Below are 18,642 nucleotides of genomic sequence, written 5' to 3'. Positions count from 1 at the left end.
CGTTGCGCTTGCTTATCGTTAAGTTACAGCCGTCCGAATTGCTTCAGGAATGCCATATCACTGTTATAGAAATGACGAATATCATCGATACCATACTTCAGCATCGCGATACGCTCAACCCCCATACCAAATGCGAAACCACTGTATTTCTCAGGGTCATATCCCCCCATTTCCAGCACTTTCGGATGAACCATACCGCCGCCCAGAATTTCAAGCCATCCGGTTTGTTTACATACCCGGCAGCCGCTGCCGCCACATTGTACACAGGTTACATCCACTTCCGCACTCGGCTCGGTGAACGGGAAGAAGCTTGGACGCAAACGAATTTCCGTGTGAGCACCGAACATTTCACGCACAAATTGCAGCAGGGTTCCCTTCAGGTCACTCATACGAATGTTCTCGCTGATGACCAAGCCTTCAACCTGGTTGAACTGGAAGGAATGCGTAGCATCGTCATCATCGCGGCGGTATACTTTACCCGGGCAAATGACTTTGACAGGCACTTCCCCTTTCATGCTCTGCATGGTCCGCACTTGAACCGGAGACGTATGGGTACGCATCAACAGGTCTTCTGTTACATAGAAGGAATCCTGCATATCGCGGGCCGGGTGGTTCTTCGGCAGGTTCAGTGCTTCAAAGTTATAGTAATCCATTTCCACTTCAGGACCTTCCGCTACGCGGTATCCCATACCGATGAAAATATCTTCGATTTCCTGTACCACTTTGGTTAGCGGATGCAGGCCGCCTTGACGTCCACGACGTCCAGGGAGGGTCACATCAATTTTCTCGGATTGAAGGCGCTTCGCTGTCTCTTCCTTCTGGAACTGCTCCTGCTTGCTGTCGATGACTTCCTCAATGGCGCTGCGAACATCGTTGGCCACTTGCCCAATCACTGGACGTTCCTCCGCACTAAGTGCACCCATACCACGCAAAATCTCAGTCAATGCGCCCTTTTTCCCCAAATACTTTACACGCAGATCACCAAGCGTCTGCGGATCATTTACGCCGGACAACTGTTCCAGCGCTTCGATCTTCAATGCTTCTAAACGTTCTTTCATGTGTAATTGCCCCCTTTATGTGGTGTTATTGCAACAAAAAAAGGCCTTTTCTCCCCAAAAGGGACGAAAAGACCGTGGTACCACCCTTGTTAGACATTCGGCGCTGCGTAGCCCTTCCGGCCTGCAACACGTCTGTCTCACTCTGTACGGAATAACGACCGTTAACCGTTTGCCCCTACTGCTGACACTCTGCAAATGAATGCAAAGCCAAGTTCAGGGAACCGCTTCGGAGTGAATTTCGGCAGCCTTGTTCTACAGAAACGCTCTCAATCTACGGCGCTTCCTCCCTGTCCAGAGGCACTGCTTACTTGTCTCCATCATCACGTTTGTTGGTTAGTCAAACCTGTATCGACGTAATTATAGATGATCGTCCATAATTATATGCAAATTCAATCGAAATAGCAAGCCAGTCATCCATCTAATTTTTGCTCCCATCCTTCTTTTTCAGCTGTTCTAACTGCTTTTGGATTTCCCGGATCTCGGCTGCTTCAACAGCTCGTTCCTCATCAGCCCCTTGATGTGAAAACACACCTTTACCCGCATCACTCATTGGAGACAGCAACTCGGACAACCGCAATTCCAGGCGTAATCGTTCATCGTCCGAGTCCCGCTGGTTAAGCGCAGAATTTCGAAGTTTTCTTGACTGTTCCCAATCTTCGACTCCTCCTTCGAATACCGCAACCTTACCTCCAGGTTCCAGATCAACCAAACGGTTAGCCAGCATCTTGGTCAACATTCGGTCATGAGATACAAGCACCAATGCACCCGAAGCCTGCTTTAATACATTTTCCATGACTTCCTGGGTATCGATATCCAGATAGTTCGTTGGTTCATCCAACACCAGCAAGTTGGCACCGCCAAAGTATAGTCTTAGAAACGCCACTCTGCATTTCTCTCCCATACTCAGGTCCCCGATGTGCTTGAATACATCTTCTCTGGTAAACAGAAAACATCCCAGAATGGTTCGTGCTGCGCTCTGGGTCATGGACGGAAGACTGAGTAAACTGTCCAGCAGGGTCAGATTCTCGGGAAGTCCCTCGAGCTCTTGTGAAAAATATCCGATCTTCAGCTGTGGGTGCCGTGTCACCTTACCGTGCTCCGGTTCCAGCTCCCCGATCATCAATTTAAGCAGGGTCGTCTTGCCCGTACCATTTGGCCCACGTACGGCAAGCCGATCACCACGCTCGACAGCCATTCCCAGATCGTGAAATAACGGCTTTCCTCCCGGATAAGCAAAACTGACTTCGCTCAGTCCAAGTAGCTGGCGTGCCGCCAGCGTGTTGACTTGCAGTTCCATGTTTAATTTTGCTGCTTCACGAGGTTTATCTACCCGCTCATTCTCCAGGCGTTCCAACTGCTTCTGTTTTGCATGGTAACGCGAGATGTTTTTGTTGGCTTTAGCTTTGTAAAAGCTTTGGGTGATCTTAACCTCCACATCCGTTGCCGAATTGTGGGCCTTATGGAACCATTGCTGATAATTGCGAATGGTCTCTTCAAGCGCTTTTCGCTCCAGTTCCTGTTTGCGGTAAAGGCTTTCCTGCTCACGCCGCTCCCTCTCCTTGTGAACTTTGTAGTCAGAGTACCCGCCTTTATACTTGGTCAACGCTTGTGGGGTAAACTCAATGACGCCTGTTGCCACTTGATCTATAAAGGTTCGGTCATGCGAAACAAAGAGCAGTGTGCCTGTATAATTAGATAGCCATTCTTCGAGCCATCGCATGCTGTCTTCATCCAGATGATTCGTCGGTTCATCCAAAATCAGAAATTTAGGCTTGCTGACCAGTAGTCCTGCCAGTCTCGCCTTGGTTTTTTGTCCACCACTCAAGGATTGATAGGGTCTGCTCCAAAATTCCGAGCTTAACCCAAGACGGGTCAGTATCTTTTCCACCTCGGTCTCCCACATGTATCCGTTCAGCTGCTCATATTGCTCTATGGCTGTGGTATAGGCTTTAAGCAGCCGCGGCTCCTCTTCACTCCCACTCCTCCCCATGCTCCGTTCCAGTTCTTCTAACTCACGTTTCACTTCATAAATCCGGCCACTTTCCTTCCGTACAGCATCCAGCACCTTCATTCCGGGTTCGATTAGGGAGCGCTGACGCATGAATCCCCACTCCTGCTGCGGAATATGGCGCTCAATGCGTCCACCACCCTCCTCTTCTCCTAGCATGATACGTAACAATGTCGTTTTCCCGCATCCATTGCGACCCAAAATGGCAAGCCGCTCACCTTCGTTAATTTCCATATTCAATCCTGTAAACAATTCCATCCCGTTCCACTCTTTTGATACTTCATGGAGGCGCACCAATGTCATCATAAGACCTCATCCTTCCTGTGTTGAAATCGAATACATCTCCAACATTGATGAGAGATCTTCTCGTTAATCTCAGTCACTATTGGAGCTGCCACGGTTCACAGGAAATCCATAACGAATATTTCCTGAACAAAAAAAACCGCTGGCATCCGCCGGCGGTCTGGCAATTCAGGTTTGGAATCAAGCGTCAAAAAACGAGCATAAGATACTCCAGGCATGAAGAAATATACCCCTAAACAAGGTAAACGCAAACCACAACAAACGGCTCGCACACACACCTGATCCCATTGCTGAATTTGGACACACGAATCCCCTCATTGCTCAGCCGCTGCGGCTGACTGCGTCATACACGTTCTGCAGTTACTGGGGTTCAATTCATGTGTCTTACTTCATGGGACGTGTGGTTACCTCTCATTCATGTATAGTATCAATTCTCCATTATTGTACCAGAAGATGGAGTAAATGCAAAGGTTTGAGTGGTCTAGAACAACACTGAGGATTCTCATTTTCTGGACAAAAAGAAACCCCCTTGTGATTAACAAGAGGGTTTCTTAAATGAAGTTAAGCGGGTGATGGGAATCGAACCCACGCTATTAGCTTGGAAGGCTAAAGTTCTACCATTGAACTACACCCGCACGATTGATGATCGGGACGACTCAATTTGAACATGCGACTGATCTCAAAACCAGGTGCTCTATCAAGCTGAGCTACGTTCGTTAAGTTCCTAAGAATCTTAACATGGTTTTTACAAAAACTAATATAACATGTTCCTCCAATCCTTGCAAGTTCCATTTCCCACTTTTTCCTTGGTACATAAAAAAGACAGAAGCGATCCACGCCCCTGCCCGATGTTTATCCTGTAGGTTTATCCACATCTCGTAGAAACTGCTTCTCAAAATCGGCTGCAACGATCGGTTTACTGAAAAAGTAGCCCTGTGCTTCATGACAATGCTGATCACGAAGGAAAAGGAGTTGTGCCTCGTTCTCTACCCCTTCGGCCGTCACCTTCAATTGCAGGTGATGCGCCATGGATGTAATGGTCGATACAATCGCCGCATTGTTGCTATCCTCCATGACTTCATTGACGAATGAGCGATCAATTTTGAGCCGGTCAATCGGCAGATCCTTCAGATAATGCAGTGAGCTGTACCCTGTTCCAAAATCATCAATACTGATATGAACACCAATTTCTTTGATTTTGCGCAGCTGCTCAAACGCACGATCTTTATCAAATGTCATGCTCTCGGTAATCTCCAGTTCAAGCCAAACAGGCTCCAATCCGGTTTCCCTTAGAATACCACTGATGTTGTCCAGCAAATGGGAATGTCTGAATTGTCTCATTGAGAGGTTGACCGATACACATAGCTTGCGATACCCAGCTTCCTGCCACAGCTTGTTCTGCGCACATGCCTCCCGAAGCACCCACTCACCCAGTGGCACGATCAAACCACTTTCTTCTGCCAGAGGGATGAACTCTGCCGGGGATATCGGTCCACGCTGCGGATGCTGCCAGCGTACCAGTGCCTCCATGCCTACAATCATTCCACTTGCGAGATTAATCTGTGGCTGATATACGAGGTAGAACTGGCCCCGATCCAATGCCTTGCGCAGATCATTCTCCAGCTGCAGGCGTTCCTGTGCCTTCATCTGCATTGCATGGGCATACCGATTCAGCTCGATGCCCTGTTCCTTGGCATTGTGCAGGGCTGTATCCGCATTTTGAATAATTTCCTCCGGTGATCCCCCGTCATGGGGATAGATGGCCATGCCTATGCCAAGCGTAATATGATAATCATTGCCATCAACCATAACCGGCTTTTCAAACAGCTGCAGAATCGATCTTGTTCGGCGCAGTGCATTTTCTGTGGTCCAGAAGTCCGTCATCGTGATCACAAACTCGTCCCGCCCAAGTCCATATACTTCCTCGCCCGGCAGAGAAGAATGCTTGAGGCGCTGCCCCACTTGACGGAGGACGCGATTGGCTGCCTGCTGACCAAGTGAATCGTTAATCGTTTTGAACCGGTTAATATTCAGCACAAGCACACCGACTAGCTGTTCCTGCTCCACTGCATCGTCCAGTAACATTCTCAGCCGTTGGGAGAGGCGGCGACGATTCGGCAGGCCTGTCACATCATCATGATGAGCAATATAGTTCATTTTGGCTTCAGCGGCCTGCTGTTTCAGGAACGGTGTGTCCACGACCGTTGTGTAAAGTCCTTTTTGTATAAAAAAGTAACCCATGCAGTTCATCCACATTGCAAACAACAGATTCAGGTCGTTCACTTCCGCAGCAGAGACCAAGTAGCCTTCTCCGTAGAAAAAACAAAGGGCTCCGCACAGGATAGAGGGAAGATCTCCATCCTTGCCCTTTTTCCATTTCAGAAACAGCACAACTGCAGTAATACCGCACAGAAGACCTGTCAAAAGGTGAATTCTCGTAAACGTTCCGCTGAGCAGACCTTCCTCGGTTAGCTTCGGCAACCAGATCCATTCCTGGACACCCAGTGTGTATAATATGACAAACGTACCCAACGTTCCACTGAACAGTAAAAATTTACGTGGTAACGCTATTTCTTTTTCTCTCACTACATAAATGAGCAGTAATCCGGCTGTACAGACCACAGAGCCAAGGGTCATCATTTTCAGCGAGAACTCTGATTCCATCATCGCTCCGGTCGGCACCTCTTCTGCATATGAAACGATATGAATCAATTCAAACAGACCAATTAATAAGAAGAGTGTTGTGATCAGGACCCTGCGCAGGGTTAGCTTTTGGGTCTGGAACAACCAGCTTTGGTTGTAAATGCCGATACAGGCTGCTGCTGCAACGAATCCGCCCAATAGCGTCAGAACCGGGTATCCGGATATGATTAGATCAGAGCTTGCAGAGGAACGATACCATTGACTTGCGAGAAAACACAATAAGCCGCCTAGCGCGACCCAAATTACTTTTCTCTGATCTTGCGAATTTGCCTTCATGCCGTGTTTTTCCTTCCCGGGATCACCTATCCTGAATAACCTTTAGCCAGCGTTGTGACATTCAGGTTTGAAAACTTTCATTGTTACACCATTCGACAATGAATATTTACCAACGTTCAATTCACATGCCCATACATGCTATCTGGTACATAATAACATTTAATTCTGCGGACGTGAACTACAAATTTAGTTTAAAATAGGAATATGTATTCATATCTGTGTAAGAAAACAAGGTACTAAGAACTAAAAAAACATGAATCTCCGCTTGGAGTCCATGTTTTTTTAGTTTACAACTGTATTTCAGACTATATTGTTGATAAATCGATTGAGTCTCGTCCAGAAAAGCGACAGTCAATTTGTGAATATTGACCGGCAATTATTTATCGAAATTCACTTCAGGTGTTGTCAGCTTATCGTAGAAATCCACTACGTTATCCTTCTCCGATGACGAACGCAGCGCCATAGCCGAACGAGGATGCTCGTCCAGTGCACCTGTGATCATGTATGGCAGGATGTAACCCCATTCTTCTTTTTCACGCAGCGGAACCATCAATTGTTCCAAAACGCCCAGAACCGGACGGAGATTGTATTTCGTTCCCTTCAGATGAGCAACAAGAAGTTCTGTTGGGCAGTTACCTGCTGCACGGCCCATACCATACACAGAAGCGTCCAGCAGTTCAACGCCTAGCTCAGCCGCCACAAGGGTGTTGGAGAACGCAAGCTGCATATTATTGTGAGTATGCACACCAAGACGTTTGTTTGGCAAATGGGTTTTAAATTTTTCTACAAGATATTTCACGTCATTATGATCAAGGCTTCCGTAGGAGTCAACAATGTACACAACGTCTACCGAGCTATCTTTGATCAATTCAAAGGCTTCGAGCAGCTCGTTTTCCATAACATTGGACAATGCCATGATGTTGAGAGTCGTTTCATATCCACGATCGTGGAATGTTTGAACAAGCGCAAGCGCCTTGTCTACATCCTTGCTGTAGCAGGCTACACGAATCAGATCCAGCATGCTCTCGCTGCGTGGCAAAATGTCATTCTCGTCCACACGTCCAACGTCAACCAGAGCAGACAATTTGGTATTTCCTTTTTGCGGGATCACTTTGCGCAGGAAATCATCATTCAGGAAACGCCAAGGTCCTGCCTCTTCGGCACCTTTCAGCAGTTTCGGCGAGTTTTTATAGCCAATTTCCATATAATCAACGCCTGCCTCATTCAATCCAGCGTACAGCTGTTGAACGAAGTCCACGCTAAAGTCCCAATTATTTACCAATCCGCCATCACGAATGGTGCAATCTACAATTTTGCAATGATTTGTCTTCATTTGTCTGCTCCTTTTCTGACCAACTTGTGTATTCCTCTCATGATACTTGAACGTGACAAGAAAAGTAAAGGGATAAACACGTTATTGGGTCTATTGGGACTTCCAGATCCGATCCATCTCGGTCATCTCGGAAGGATCCGGAGCTTTTTTTCCGTAGCGCACTGCGTTATAGGCACCAGGCAACACCTCTGAGAGTTTCCGTTCCTCTTGCTTGCCTGATGAGCGCTTATGATGAAGGATCGTCTCTGCTGCTTCCAGCGGAGTCTGCGCGCCTTCAATTTCAACCCCTCGACGTTTGGCACTATCGATCCATTTCCTGTAATAGTAACGTACACGCTCGGCTTCCTCTGATGGGGGTAATTCTTTTTTTCGAAACCAGGTTTTTCGTTCTCTCACAGGCGTTTCCAGCGTTTCACTAATATCGATGTATTCGGTTCGCGGTTCGGCACTCCGTTCCTTGGGTTCCATCATCCCCTTCAATCGGTCCATAAGACGATCTATCACCTTCCGTCCCAATTTGAAGATCAGCCATAGAATCAGAGCAGCAGATACACCTAAGACGACCCAACCCAGTATGTCCCAGAAAACAGATGGTTCTGAAGGCTCCTCCACTCTGTCCGGAAGCATTGACGGGTCAATACCAGAGATTGGTGTAATGGGCAGCTGCTGATTGGAAGATGAGCCTATTAACCCCCTGATCCATACGAGCAGACGATCCCGTAGAGGAGCTAGCCATGCGGCAAGACTGGGAAATGCTCCAATTCCCGCAATGATAATCAACATCCATATCAACCGCTGATGATTCGATCTGGCAAACTCCCGAAGCACCATTCTTTTGCTGCCATCGTTTAGTACAGCCCTGTCCAGCTGCGAGCTGTACACGACCAGCAAACAGCCCATAAAGCTGATTAGACCTGATGCGTATAACGTTCCCACATACGGCTGCAGCGGGTAAAGAGGTTCCAGCCAGCGTGAGAAACTACTCAGTATAATGGAACCAACCACACCGAAAATCTGCCATCTCCACATCAAGGTGGAGCGAAGTGTCGGTTCGGGCGCCAAACCTATGTAGGCTGATATGATTCCCCATATAAGAGCTGTGAACAACTCCGGCAATGAAAGTCCGGCTGCCGAAGTTAATACCAAACAGACAAGTGCTCCCAGAAGCAGAGCTGCACCTAACCGAATCCAGGCATTCATTCCCAATCGCTGAAATTTTTGTTTCAGTACCACACTTAACCCGCTTGCTAAAAAGTAAATGATCATTAATGTGTATGGCAGATAACCGGTTGCATAGAGCGAGGTCAGGGTTAGCAGCGGATACATATAAATACCTGTCAGTAGGACTGCTGACAGAGGTATTCCGAGTCTGTATCTGCTCGAAGTCGGTTCACTCATGCACTCACCGCCTTGTTGTTCTTCACGCCGCTTTGTTCCCGCTCTACAGGCAGAACAGTTACCCGATGACCTTGCTCATGCAGGCAAGCAATTTCATGCTCCATCGCAGAAGAAACATAGGATGTGATCAAAAGATAACTCCGAACTTGCTGAGCTTCCTCATTGCGCTCCACTTCATCATGCAGAAATTGCTCCATGGGAACCATGCATTTCAGCTCTGTCTCCGCCATCGCTTCCAGCAGCAGCTCCAGATGTGGGCTGCCATAATCGGGCTCAATCCGAAGCGGATCACGCCCTCCGTTTACCCGATAGCCATTATGGGCAAAACCTGCAGGCAGCCCTCTGCCGATCGCATCCACCACAGCTGTTGCAGCATATCGCAATGCACGTTCAATCACCTCAGGCCGTGTCACCACGCTCCACATATCCGCTGATTCCTGAATGTTTACAATAATCCAGGACTGTGGATCAGCTGTCCATCCCTGCTTGTATACCTGCAGCTCACCTGTTCGTGCGCTCGCTTTCCAATGAATACGATTCATGGGGTCTCCTGCACCGTAGGGACGGACACCCAGAATGAGAAATGGATCCTCCACGATCCAGCGTGACACCTCAACTTCACCTTGCCACACCTGATAGATGGCGGGCAGTTCCTCTGCATGGACCAGAGAAGGGTATACGATCATGGTCAGATGAACAGGAATGGGTTTTGAAGTGCGCCAAATGCCAAACAGATCTCCACCGGTCATTGTCACCGTGTTCAGAGTATATATACCGCGTTGAGTGCAAACAAAGGGATGTTTGCGTGTGATACGCGTAAACGGTTTTAATGTAAAGATACTTTTATGATTCTGATAAATGTCGCCTTGACTGATATCCATGCCTGAACCGCTGCGAAATACAAAAGAGCCAGGCATCATCGCCTCAAGTCTCAGCCAGTGAACTGAAACCCGCTTCTCATTGGCTATCGTTTCCACCATCTCCAGCTCGTCCCCTGCATAACAGCGAAGTTTGCTGAATTCACGTGTATACTTCAGTTTTCGCAATGCCGGACGTCCAAACGCTATGCCTTGTAAACCAATGACAATGCTCCCAACAACGACAAGCCATAACAATGCCATACTTACCGTCCACTGGCGGTGCCAATGTTCTCCGTAGGCACTTCAGCCTGGCTCAGAATCTCCTGAATCATTCGCTCAGCCATCCCCTCCTGCTGTCGAACCCTGTTACGGAATACTAGCCGATGAGCCAACACAGGCTCAGCAAGCACCTTGATATCATCAGGCAGCACGTAGTCTCTGCCGTGCAGCGCTGCCCATGCCTGACTTGCCTTCAGCAGGGCTTGGGCTCCCCTTGGGCTAACGCCAAGCGACAGCTCGGGATGTCGGCGTGTCTCTTCCGTGAGACGGATGATGTATTTTAGCAGGTCTTCTTCAACCTGGACAGATTGGTATGTACGCTGAGCTTCCAGCAATTTCTCGCGACTTATAATTGATGTAAGATCGTCGACCGAACGACCGGCGACAGTACGTCTCAAAATTTCTACACTTTCATCACTGGTCGGATAACCCATCCGAATTTTCATCATAAATCGATCCATTTGTGCCTCAGGCAGCGGGAAGGTCCCCTGGTTGTCAATCGGGTTCTGGGTTGCTATGACGATAAACGGTCGCTCCAGCTGTCTCGTTGATCCATCGATACTAATCTGCCGCTCTTCCATACATTCCAGCAAGCTTGATTGGGTACGCGGTGTGGCGCGATTGATCTCATCGGCCAGCACCAGGTTCGCAAATAACGGACCGGCTCTAAACTCGAAATCCCCGGCTTTTTGGTTGTAAAAGTGAATCCCTGTTAAATCAGACGGCAACAAGTCAGGGGTGAATTGTATGCGTTGAAACGTGCAATCCAGAGATGATGCCACCGATTTCGCCAGCATCGTTTTGCCCGTACCCGGCACATCCTCAAGCAGAACGTGTCCTGATGCGATAATGGCTGTCATGATCAGTTCTATGGTTCGCTCCTTGCCTACAATAACCTGACCCACATGCTCTGTCAGATGCCTGTTCATCTGTTCCATTCCCTGAATATCCATAATGACCTTCCTTTCGCAGCTATGATTATGTATCCGCATTCATCCTAACTATAACCCGAATTGTTCCCAAAAAAAACAAAAGGAATCGACGTACGCGCCGATTCCTTTCCAATGTCCTGCAGTTACACCAATGGGAGCATAATCATAAACCGGGTTCCTTCACCCTTTTTACTATCAACAGAGATCGTACCCCCATGGTTTTTGATAATACGATAACTTACAGAGAGTCCAAGACCTGTCCCGCTCTCTTTGGTTGTAAAGAATGGATCAAACAGACGTACAAGCGTGTTATGATCCATGCCTTGACCGTTATCGGCAATAGAGATCTGTGCGTATCTGTTCTCGGCTCCAGTGGAAATTCGAATCAGACCTGTATGCTCTTCACCAACGTCCTCAATAGCATCCATCGCGTTTTTTACCATATTCAAAATAACCTGCTTAATCTGTTTGACATCGATGGAGACGTTCATCGGCGAGTCCCCTTCATCGAGCGTAATCTCGCAACCTTTCATCAAGCCTTCGCTTTCCGTCAGAAGGACCACTTCTTTGAGCAGAGAGTCTACAGACATAATCGTCTTCTGCGGTGCTGACGGTTTGGATGAGTTTAGAAACTCATAGATAATATCGTTCGCCCTGTCGATCTCCGTTAATATGATCCTGGCGTATTCATCTTTTCCCAATTGCAGCAAATGGGGGCGCAGCAGCTGTATAAACCCGCGGATCGCTGTCAAAGGATTGCGAATTTCATGAGCAATGGATGCCGAAATGCGCCCAAGCATGGCAAGTTTGTCATTTTGATAAGCGGTCTGTTCTATTTGTTTATAATCGGATACGTCCTTGACACTGAACAAAAAATCTCCATCCATCTGATCTCCGTACGTTACCGTGACCAGCCAGTGTCTGCCATACTCGTCAATCAGTTCATGATAGCGCTTACGGTGAAAAATGGTTTCCCGATAGATACGTAAAATTTTCTTTTTCTTGAATCGGCTCATCTGTGGATGATGCAGCATTTGCATCAGGGTGCAGCCGCTCAACAGACTTCGGGGAAGCTCCAACAATTTTGCCATTTGAACGTTAATAAACGTCAATACACCGTTGCTGTCAAACAACATAATACCACTATCCAAATGTTCCAGAACATTTTCATATTTGTTGTTATCGAGATGTACAGGCGGGAATCCGTTCGTTGGGTGAGGCACTGTGTCCTGAAATTCACTAATCATGTCAGGTTCCTCCTTTTCACGTAAATGATAAACTTGCCATTCGGACATCATATCATCACAGAAACAGGAAGGGCCGATTTTATTTTTCATTACCGGTGCCCTTTCATTGGGGGGCTGAGCCGAAAATATGGATGGCACGTCCGGAACCCTAGCTGGTCTTTTCCCGGTAACCAACAGTTGATCCGGAAAATAATATACGTTTGTTCCATTCTAACCGATCTCCTATTCCCAAACACGAACACTTTTTTGCTCCGCCTCTTTTGCAAGTCTGTTTTTATCATAGACAAGTTTATAGAAGAGAGTCAATCGGAGAAAGTGTCGAATGGAAATTATTTTAAGAAAAACCTCGAAATAGCGTTTTCGAAAACACAAAAACGAAGCCTTTTCGCTTAAATTGCGAATCAGCTCCGTTCGTATCCGATCACGATCTATATCATGCATATTACATCTATAGCCCGCTTTTGTTATGCTGAATTTTAAGTCTGCGCTGGCTCATTACGGCTAATCGGCGTTTGAGTTCGCTCTCCCACTTCTCATCCTTCATTTCCTTGGCAAGCCTTAGCAGGTCCAGGGCCATGTCGATCTGTCGCTGCACGATGACCATTGCATCCTCGCTCTCGCGGTTTACACAATTTTCGAAGATTGCATCTTCATCCTCAGTCACATAATCCTGAAAATCAATTTCGGAAGCACCGTCACCATGCGCATATTCAGCCAAAATTTCATATTCATTTTCCACTTTGTAATGCACCTCTACCCGGTGGCATACCGGACAAAACAGCAGGGGAACATTATGAACCTGGGTGCGGTAATGCTTCAGCGTGCCCTTCGTTCCCACCATACTTGCCCCACAACAGTAACTCATTTTTGTTCACCCTCCTTATTACGTGTCGGGATCTTATATTAGAACCGGCTCTCCCGTACACTTGAAGCTTTACTGAAAAGGAATCGTTCCATCAGTGTAACACATTCATCAAAATATTATCATTGCCATGCCCCGAAATTTTTCCGGGGTTTCCATACCCTATTCGCCTTCAGGCTCTTCAATTCCTCTTTCGAGAGATGTAAAAAACCTCTCATTCCTATAATACATCATTAACACGTTTCTTACCCTGTCTAAACACCCTTGTACAGCCTCATCTTATATTGGGAAAAAGGGTGCAAAAAGCCCTCAATCCCGATAGGGATGAGGGCTTGAACAATAAACGTTCAAGTTAATCAGGCTTACAGGTTGCTGTCGCCTGGTTTCCAGTTCATTGCACACAATCCGCCGGATTGCAGAGCTTGCAGTACGCGAAGTGTTTCTTCAACACTGCGGCCTACATCGTTGTGGTTAACTACTTGATATTTCAGTTCGCCTTCTGGATCGATGATGAACAGACCGCGCAATGCAACGCCTTCTTCTTCGATCAGAACGCCGTAATCTTTAGCCACTTGCTTCGTGATATCGGAAGCCAGTGGGAAGTTCAATTGACCCAGGCCATTGCTGTCTTTAGGTGTGTTGATCCAGGCTTTATGGCTGTGTACCGAGTCAACGCTCACGCCAAGAATTTCAGTATCCAAAGCTTTGAATTGCTCGGAAGCATCGCTCAAAGCTGTAATTTCAGTTGGGCACACAAATGTGAAGTCCAAAGGATAAAAGAAGAATACGAGCCATTTGCCACGATAATCGGACAGTTTCACGGAACCAAAATCTTGTCCGTCTCCCGATACTGTTTCCATTGCGAAATCTGGTGCTGGTCTACCAACCAAACGTTCTGCCATAACTAAAAATTCCTCCTTTGGGATTATGTAAGCAATCCTATGGATTGCTCATCATCAAGAAAAACGCGGACGTTTTTCCTGTTATTAAAGCGGTTTGATACTTGATAACAAGTACAAGTAAAATGTTATCATCCGGACTTCTCAAAGTCAAGATTATAAACGTTATTTTTTTATAATTATTATAAATAAGAAATTTTCGTGCCAAAAAGATAAAGGGACAGCCCTCTATCTTTCCTGCTGGAAAGCTAAGGGCTGCCTGATCATGATGTCTTATTATTGCTTACGGATCGCTGCAACGATCAGATCGCCCATTTCCGTAGTGCTGATGGCTTTGCTCTTATCTACTGCAATGTCACTCGTACGATGTCCGGCATTCAGTACCTCGGATACGGCTGCCTCGATGGCATCCGCGCCTTCGGCATAACCGAAGGTTGTACGGAACATAAGCGCTACAGACAAAATTGTTGCGATTGGATTCGCCAACCCTTGACCGGCAATATCCGGCGCCGAACCATGTACCGGCTCATACAATCCGAAGCTGCCTTCGCCCAGTGACGCAGAGGCCAGCATGCCAATCGAACCTGTCAGCATTGCTGCTTCATCACTGAGAATATCTCCAAACATATTTTCCGTTACGATAACGTCAAAGCTTGCTGGACGACGCAACAGCTGCATTGCACAGTTGTCTACGAGTACATGTTCCACTTCAACATCCGGATACTCCGGGGCTACCCGGTTAACGACTTCACGCCAGAGACGGGAGGTTTCCAGGACGTTTGCTTTGTCGACAGAAGCCAGTTTTTTGCGGCGTCCTTGAGCAATCTCAAACGCCTGACGAACGATCCGCTCCACTTCCGTTACATTATATACACAGGTGTCGACTGCTTCTTCACCCTGTGATCCTTCACGTCTGAACTTCTCCCCGAAGTAAATGCCTCCCGTCAGCTCTCGCACCACCATCAGATCTGTACCTTCCAGTACTTCAGGTTTTAAGGTGGATGCATCCTTCAGGCAGTCAAACACAACAGCTGGGCGCAAGTTGGAGAACAATCCGAGTGCTTTGCGAATTCCCAGCAAGCCCGTTTCGGGACGAAGTTCCTTGCTGTTGTTGTCCCATTTTGGACCACCAACAGCTCCGAGCAGTACTGCATCTGCGCTTTTGCAAACGCTGAGCGTCTCCTCTGGAAGTGGTGTGCCTTTCTCGTCGATGGCAATTCCGCCAAACAGTGCATGTTCAGTTTCAAAACGATATCCAAACACTTCCTCCGTGCGCTTGAGTACTCTCTCTGCTTCTGCTACAACTTCCGGACCGATTCCGTCACCTGCGATGACTGCAATTTTTTTTACGTCTGTCATGGGTTGTCCAACTCCTTCATTCATCTACGTACGTGTCATACTTAACTCTCTCTTTTGTATCATATTCAGTGGTCATTTGACCAAGATATACAATCTATGACTTTAATAGATTTTGCCTATAAGAGGGTTAGAGTCTGTTGTTCTGCTCGTCTGGCTGGGGTAAAATATAACTTGAAGTCAAATTCAGGTAACTCAGGAGGGATTGCAACCATGCAATACACGTACTTGGGAAAATCAGGTCTCAAAGTCAGCCGGATATGTCTTGGCACCATGAATTTTGGGCCTGCTACAGACGAAAAAGAAGCATTCCGCATCATGGATGCAGCACTCGATGCCGGCGTTAACTTTTTTGATACCGCTAACATTTACGGCTGGGGTGAGAATTCCGGCCTCACCGAGGAAATCATCGGACGCTGGTTCAGCCAGGGTGGCGGCAGACGTGAAAAAGTGGTACTCGCGACCAAAGTGTATGGTTCCATGCATGACGAAACAGATGGTCCCAACAACGACGCCGGCCTTTCTGCCTATAAAATCAGACGTCATCTGGAGGGTTCCCTTCGCCGCCTGCAAACGGATCATGTCGAGCTGTACCAGATGCACCATGTTGATCCGGCGGTTTCTTGGGACGAGCTGTGGGGTGCATTCGAAAATGCTGTTCATCAAGGCAAAATTGGTTATGTTGGATCAAGCAACTTCGCTGCATGGCAGATTGCGATCGCTCAAAGTGAAGCCAAAAATCGTCATTTCCTCGGCCTGGTTTCCGAGCAGCATAAATACAGTCTCAACTGCCGTTTGCCTGAACTTGAGGTGCTGCCTGCAGCCAAAGAACTGGGTCTCGGCGTGATTCCTTGGAGCCCACTTGATGGTGGCTTGCTGGGTCGCAATGCACTTCAGAAACTGGAGGGCACACGCAGTGGCGGCATCGCTGAGCATATTGAGCGTCATAAAACACAGCTTGAGGAATTTGCTGCACTGTGCCGTGATCTCGGTGAACCACAGGACACTATCGCTCTGGCCTGGGTTGCGGCCAATCCGGCCGTTACAGCACCGATCATCGGACCTCGTACGCTGGAACAATTCGAAACCGCGCTCAAATGTCTGGAAGTCACTCTGGATGAAGCGGTACTTAAACGTCTTGATGAGATTTTCCCTGGTCCGGGTGGACATGCGCCTAACGCGTATGCATGGTAATGAGAGCTAGCTAAACAATAATCCGTAATCCGTCCTAATTCATAAACCTGTTCACTTAAAGTTATAACAAAAAGTCTGACCCTTCCGAAATCGTTGAGGGTCAGACTTTTTAGATTGTGCATCCATCTGCTTCGCAGATATCCATGCATCCTATGCTTGCTGCAATAATTATTAGAGGTTCACGTTAACCCGATTGGTATATGTTTTGCGTTTCTCAATCAGCTGGTTAAGGCCGTCCACATAGGCACGTGCACTTGCGCCCAAAATATCGGTGCTTACGCCGCGTCCCTGAACAGAAACCTGATTTTGAGTCAATACAACATGCACTTCGCCGAGCGCATCCTTACCATGTGTAACCGATTTGATGGAGTAATCGGACAGCGTTACTTCTTCCCCGCTTACCTGGTCAATCGCATTGTAAATGGCATCTACGGAACCGTTTCCTTCCGCTTGCTTTTCAACCGTGCTGCCGTCAAGTGTAGCAATGCGGACTTTGGCTGTCGGAGTCGATTCGTCCCCATACGTCACAAAAATGGATTCCAGTTTGTACACCTCAGGTGCATCCTGCAATTTCTCTTCAATTACGGCCAGCAAATCCTCGTCTGTAACTTCTTTTTTCTTGTCGGCCAGATCCTTGAATTGAGCAAAAGCACGATTTAATGCTTCGTCCTCCAGCTCATATCCAAGCTCAATCAAACGCTCACGGAAGGCATGGCGCCCGGAGTGTTTACCCAGTACGAGCTTGCTTTCCTTCAGACCAATGGTCTCTGGCGTCATGATCTCGTACGTTGTTTTCTCCTTCAGCATACCATCCTGATGAATACCGGATTCGTGTGCGAAGGCGTTGGCGCCGACAATGGCTTTGTTTCCAGGGACAACCATCCCTGTCAAACGGCTGACAAGCCTGCTGGTGCGTGCAATTTCCGAGAGCTGGAGCGAAGTTTTCGCCTTGAAAAATTCCTGACGTGTCTCCAGCGCCATGGCAATCTCTTCGATTGCAGTGTTCCCTGCGCGTTCACCGATTCCGTTAATCGTACCTTCAATCTGATCGGCACCGTTCAGAATGGCAGCCAGTGTATTGGCTGTTGCCATTCCCAGGTCATTGTGGCAGTGTGCGCTCAGCTGTACTTTTTCAATGCCATGCACATTCTCTTTGAGATGTTTAAAAATGTTACCGTACTCGTATGGGCTCAGATATCCCACCGTATCCGGGATGTTGACAACCGATGCGCCTTCCTCTACGGCCATGTTTACCATCTCGACGAGGAAGTCATATTCGGTACGGCCTGCATCCTCCAGGGAGAATTCAATTTTGGAAAAAGATTTCTTCGCATAACGAATGGCTGAACGAGCAGTATCCAGCACCTGCCCTTTGTCCATGCGCAATTTATGTTGGCGGTGAATAGGTGAGGTTGCCAGAAAAACGTGAATACACGGGTCCTGCGCACCTTTCAGCGCTTCCCTAACCGCATCAATATCCTGCTCTCTGGAGCGGGACAAGCCGATAACTGTAATATTCTTAACCGCTTTCGCTACTGCATTTACGGCTGCCAGATCGCCTGGAGATGCTGCCGGAAAACCGGCTTCCATCCGGTCAATCCCAAGCCGCTCGAGCTGATGGGCAATTTCTACCTTTTCACGAGTGTTCAGATTGACTCCCGGCGATTGCTCACCATCACGCAGCGTTGTGTCAAATACATAGATTTTACGCACGCCTCGCACCTCCTAGACTGTAATGTATGATTGCCTCTAAACCAGCAATAGCGGCACACGCATAAGCACGGCCGCTATTTCCGGTTAAAGCTGTAAAATTGCTTATTCTATAAGTGCATGTTCAAAAAGTCAACGATTCAGCACCGAGAAGGTTGCGAGAACCTGAAGGAGGAGGAGCGGAATGTAGGCAAACCTACATGAGCACCGGACTCCGAAGGTAA

At 47.7% G+C, this 18,642-nt stretch carries 13 protein-coding genes and 1 tRNA gene; 1 reads left to right on the top strand and 13 read right to left on the bottom strand.

Features of this window, described 5'->3' with window-relative positions:
- Window positions 1–23 precede the first annotated feature (23 nt).
- The 12 genes from pheS to leuB all read right to left on the bottom strand — a co-directional run bounded on the left by pheS (window position 24) and on the right by leuB (window position 15,517).
- A complete protein-coding gene (pheS, locus tag AAIH57_RS13825) occupies window positions 24–1,058 on the bottom strand; it encodes a phenylalanine--tRNA ligase subunit alpha (RefSeq protein ID WP_175399507.1) in 1,035 nt (344 codons plus the stop codon).
- Between the two features lie 418 nt (window positions 1,059–1,476).
- Complete coding sequence (abc-f, locus tag AAIH57_RS13820; protein WP_430021996.1) at window positions 1,477–3,372, bottom strand: ribosomal protection-like ABC-F family protein; 1,896 nt, start codon at window positions 3,370–3,372, stop codon at window positions 1,477–1,479.
- Between the two features lie 561 nt (window positions 3,373–3,933).
- Window positions 3,934–4,004 (bottom strand) — tRNA-Gly (locus AAIH57_RS13815).
- A gap of 217 nt (window positions 4,005–4,221) precedes the next feature.
- Window positions 4,222–6,348 (bottom strand): bifunctional diguanylate cyclase/phosphodiesterase, encoded by a 2,127-nt coding sequence (locus tag AAIH57_RS13810; RefSeq protein WP_430021995.1) that lies wholly within the window; start codon window positions 6,346–6,348, stop codon window positions 4,222–4,224.
- Between the two features lie 376 nt (window positions 6,349–6,724).
- Window positions 6,725–7,681, bottom strand: a complete 957-nt coding sequence (locus tag AAIH57_RS13805; RefSeq protein WP_175399504.1) for an aldolase catalytic domain-containing protein — start codon at window positions 7,679–7,681, stop codon at window positions 6,725–6,727.
- Between the two features lie 90 nt (window positions 7,682–7,771).
- Entirely contained in the window at window positions 7,772–9,079 is a 1,308-nt protein-coding gene (locus AAIH57_RS13800) for a hypothetical protein (RefSeq protein ID WP_430021994.1), read from the bottom strand.
- Complete coding sequence (locus tag AAIH57_RS13795; protein ID WP_430021993.1) at window positions 9,076–10,200, bottom strand: DUF58 domain-containing protein; 1,125 nt, start codon at window positions 10,198–10,200, stop codon at window positions 9,076–9,078. Before AAIH57_RS13795 ends, AAIH57_RS13800 begins: the two co-directional genes overlap by 4 nt.
- Window positions 10,201–10,202: 2 nt before the next feature.
- Complete coding sequence (locus tag AAIH57_RS13790; RefSeq protein WP_430021992.1) at window positions 10,203–11,171, bottom strand: AAA family ATPase; 969 nt, start codon at window positions 11,169–11,171, stop codon at window positions 10,203–10,205.
- Window positions 11,172–11,293: 122 nt separating this feature from the next.
- On the bottom strand, window positions 11,294–12,397 hold the full coding sequence (locus AAIH57_RS13785; protein ID WP_175399500.1) for an ATP-binding protein: 1,104 nt from the start codon (window positions 12,395–12,397) through the stop codon (window positions 11,294–11,296).
- 448 nt (window positions 12,398–12,845) lie between these two features.
- Window positions 12,846–13,262, bottom strand: a complete 417-nt coding sequence (locus AAIH57_RS13780; protein ID WP_175399499.1) for a hypothetical protein — start codon at window positions 13,260–13,262, stop codon at window positions 12,846–12,848.
- Window positions 13,263–13,621: 359 nt separating this feature from the next.
- Window positions 13,622–14,161, bottom strand: coding sequence for a peroxiredoxin (locus AAIH57_RS13775; protein ID WP_062320195.1), 540 nt, complete (start codon window positions 14,159–14,161; stop codon window positions 13,622–13,624).
- A 273-nt stretch (window positions 14,162–14,434) separates the two neighbouring features.
- A complete protein-coding gene (leuB, locus tag AAIH57_RS13770; protein WP_175399498.1) occupies window positions 14,435–15,517 on the bottom strand; it encodes a 3-isopropylmalate dehydrogenase in 1,083 nt (360 codons plus the stop codon).
- A 210-nt stretch (window positions 15,518–15,727) separates the two neighbouring features.
- Here leuB and AAIH57_RS13765 point away from each other — a divergent pair, with 210 nt between their 5' ends.
- Entirely contained in the window at window positions 15,728–16,708 is a 981-nt protein-coding gene (locus AAIH57_RS13765) for an aldo/keto reductase (RefSeq protein ID WP_175399497.1), read from the top strand.
- Window positions 16,709–16,879: 171 nt separating this feature from the next.
- Here AAIH57_RS13765 and AAIH57_RS13760 read toward each other — a convergent pair whose 3' ends face one another.
- Window positions 16,880–18,421: a 2-isopropylmalate synthase gene (locus AAIH57_RS13760; RefSeq protein WP_175399496.1), complete on the bottom strand. Its 1,542-nt coding sequence runs from the start codon at window positions 18,419–18,421 to the stop codon at window positions 16,880–16,882.
- Window positions 18,422–18,642 lie beyond the last annotated feature (221 nt).

It is taken from the genome of Paenibacillus sp. MABNR03 (genome assembly GCF_050455445.1).
GTDB lineage: Bacteria > Bacillota > Bacilli > Paenibacillales > Paenibacillaceae > Paenibacillus > Paenibacillus xylanilyticus.
Note: the sequence above shows the minus strand (reverse complement) of the source record. Positions and strands in the feature narration are given on the sequence as shown.

Excerpts from the sequence above, each read along its gene's own strand:
- pheS (WP_175399507.1), bottom strand. The coding sequence starts at position 1,058 with ATGAAAGAACGTTTAGAAGCATTGAAGATCGAAGCGCTGGAACAGTTG.
- abc-f (WP_430021996.1), bottom strand. The coding sequence starts at position 3,372 with ATGATGACATTGGTGCGCCTCCATGAAGTATCAAAAGAGTGGAACGGG.
- AAIH57_RS13810 (WP_430021995.1), bottom strand. The coding sequence starts at position 6,348 with ATGAAGGCAAATTCGCAAGATCAGAGAAAAGTAATTTGGGTCGCGCTA.
- AAIH57_RS13805 (WP_175399504.1), bottom strand. The coding sequence starts at position 7,681 with ATGAAGACAAATCATTGCAAAATTGTAGATTGCACCATTCGTGATGGC.
- AAIH57_RS13800 (WP_430021994.1), bottom strand. The coding sequence starts at position 9,079 with ATGAGTGAACCGACTTCGAGCAGATACAGACTCGGAATACCTCTGTCA.
- AAIH57_RS13795 (WP_430021993.1), bottom strand. The coding sequence starts at position 10,200 with ATGGCATTGTTATGGCTTGTCGTTGTTGGGAGCATTGTCATTGGTTTA.
- AAIH57_RS13790 (WP_430021992.1), bottom strand. The coding sequence starts at position 11,171 with ATGGATATTCAGGGAATGGAACAGATGAACAGGCATCTGACAGAGCAT.
- AAIH57_RS13785 (WP_175399500.1), bottom strand. The coding sequence starts at position 12,397 with ATGATTAGTGAATTTCAGGACACAGTGCCTCACCCAACGAACGGATTC.
- AAIH57_RS13780 (WP_175399499.1), bottom strand. The coding sequence starts at position 13,262 with ATGAGTTACTGTTGTGGGGCAAGTATGGTGGGAACGAAGGGCACGCTG.
- AAIH57_RS13775 (WP_062320195.1), bottom strand. The coding sequence starts at position 14,161 with ATGGCAGAACGTTTGGTTGGTAGACCAGCACCAGATTTCGCAATGGAA.
- leuB (WP_175399498.1), bottom strand. The coding sequence starts at position 15,517 with ATGACAGACGTAAAAAAAATTGCAGTCATCGCAGGTGACGGAATCGGT.
- AAIH57_RS13765 (WP_175399497.1), top strand. The coding sequence starts at position 15,728 with ATGCAATACACGTACTTGGGAAAATCAGGTCTCAAAGTCAGCCGGATA.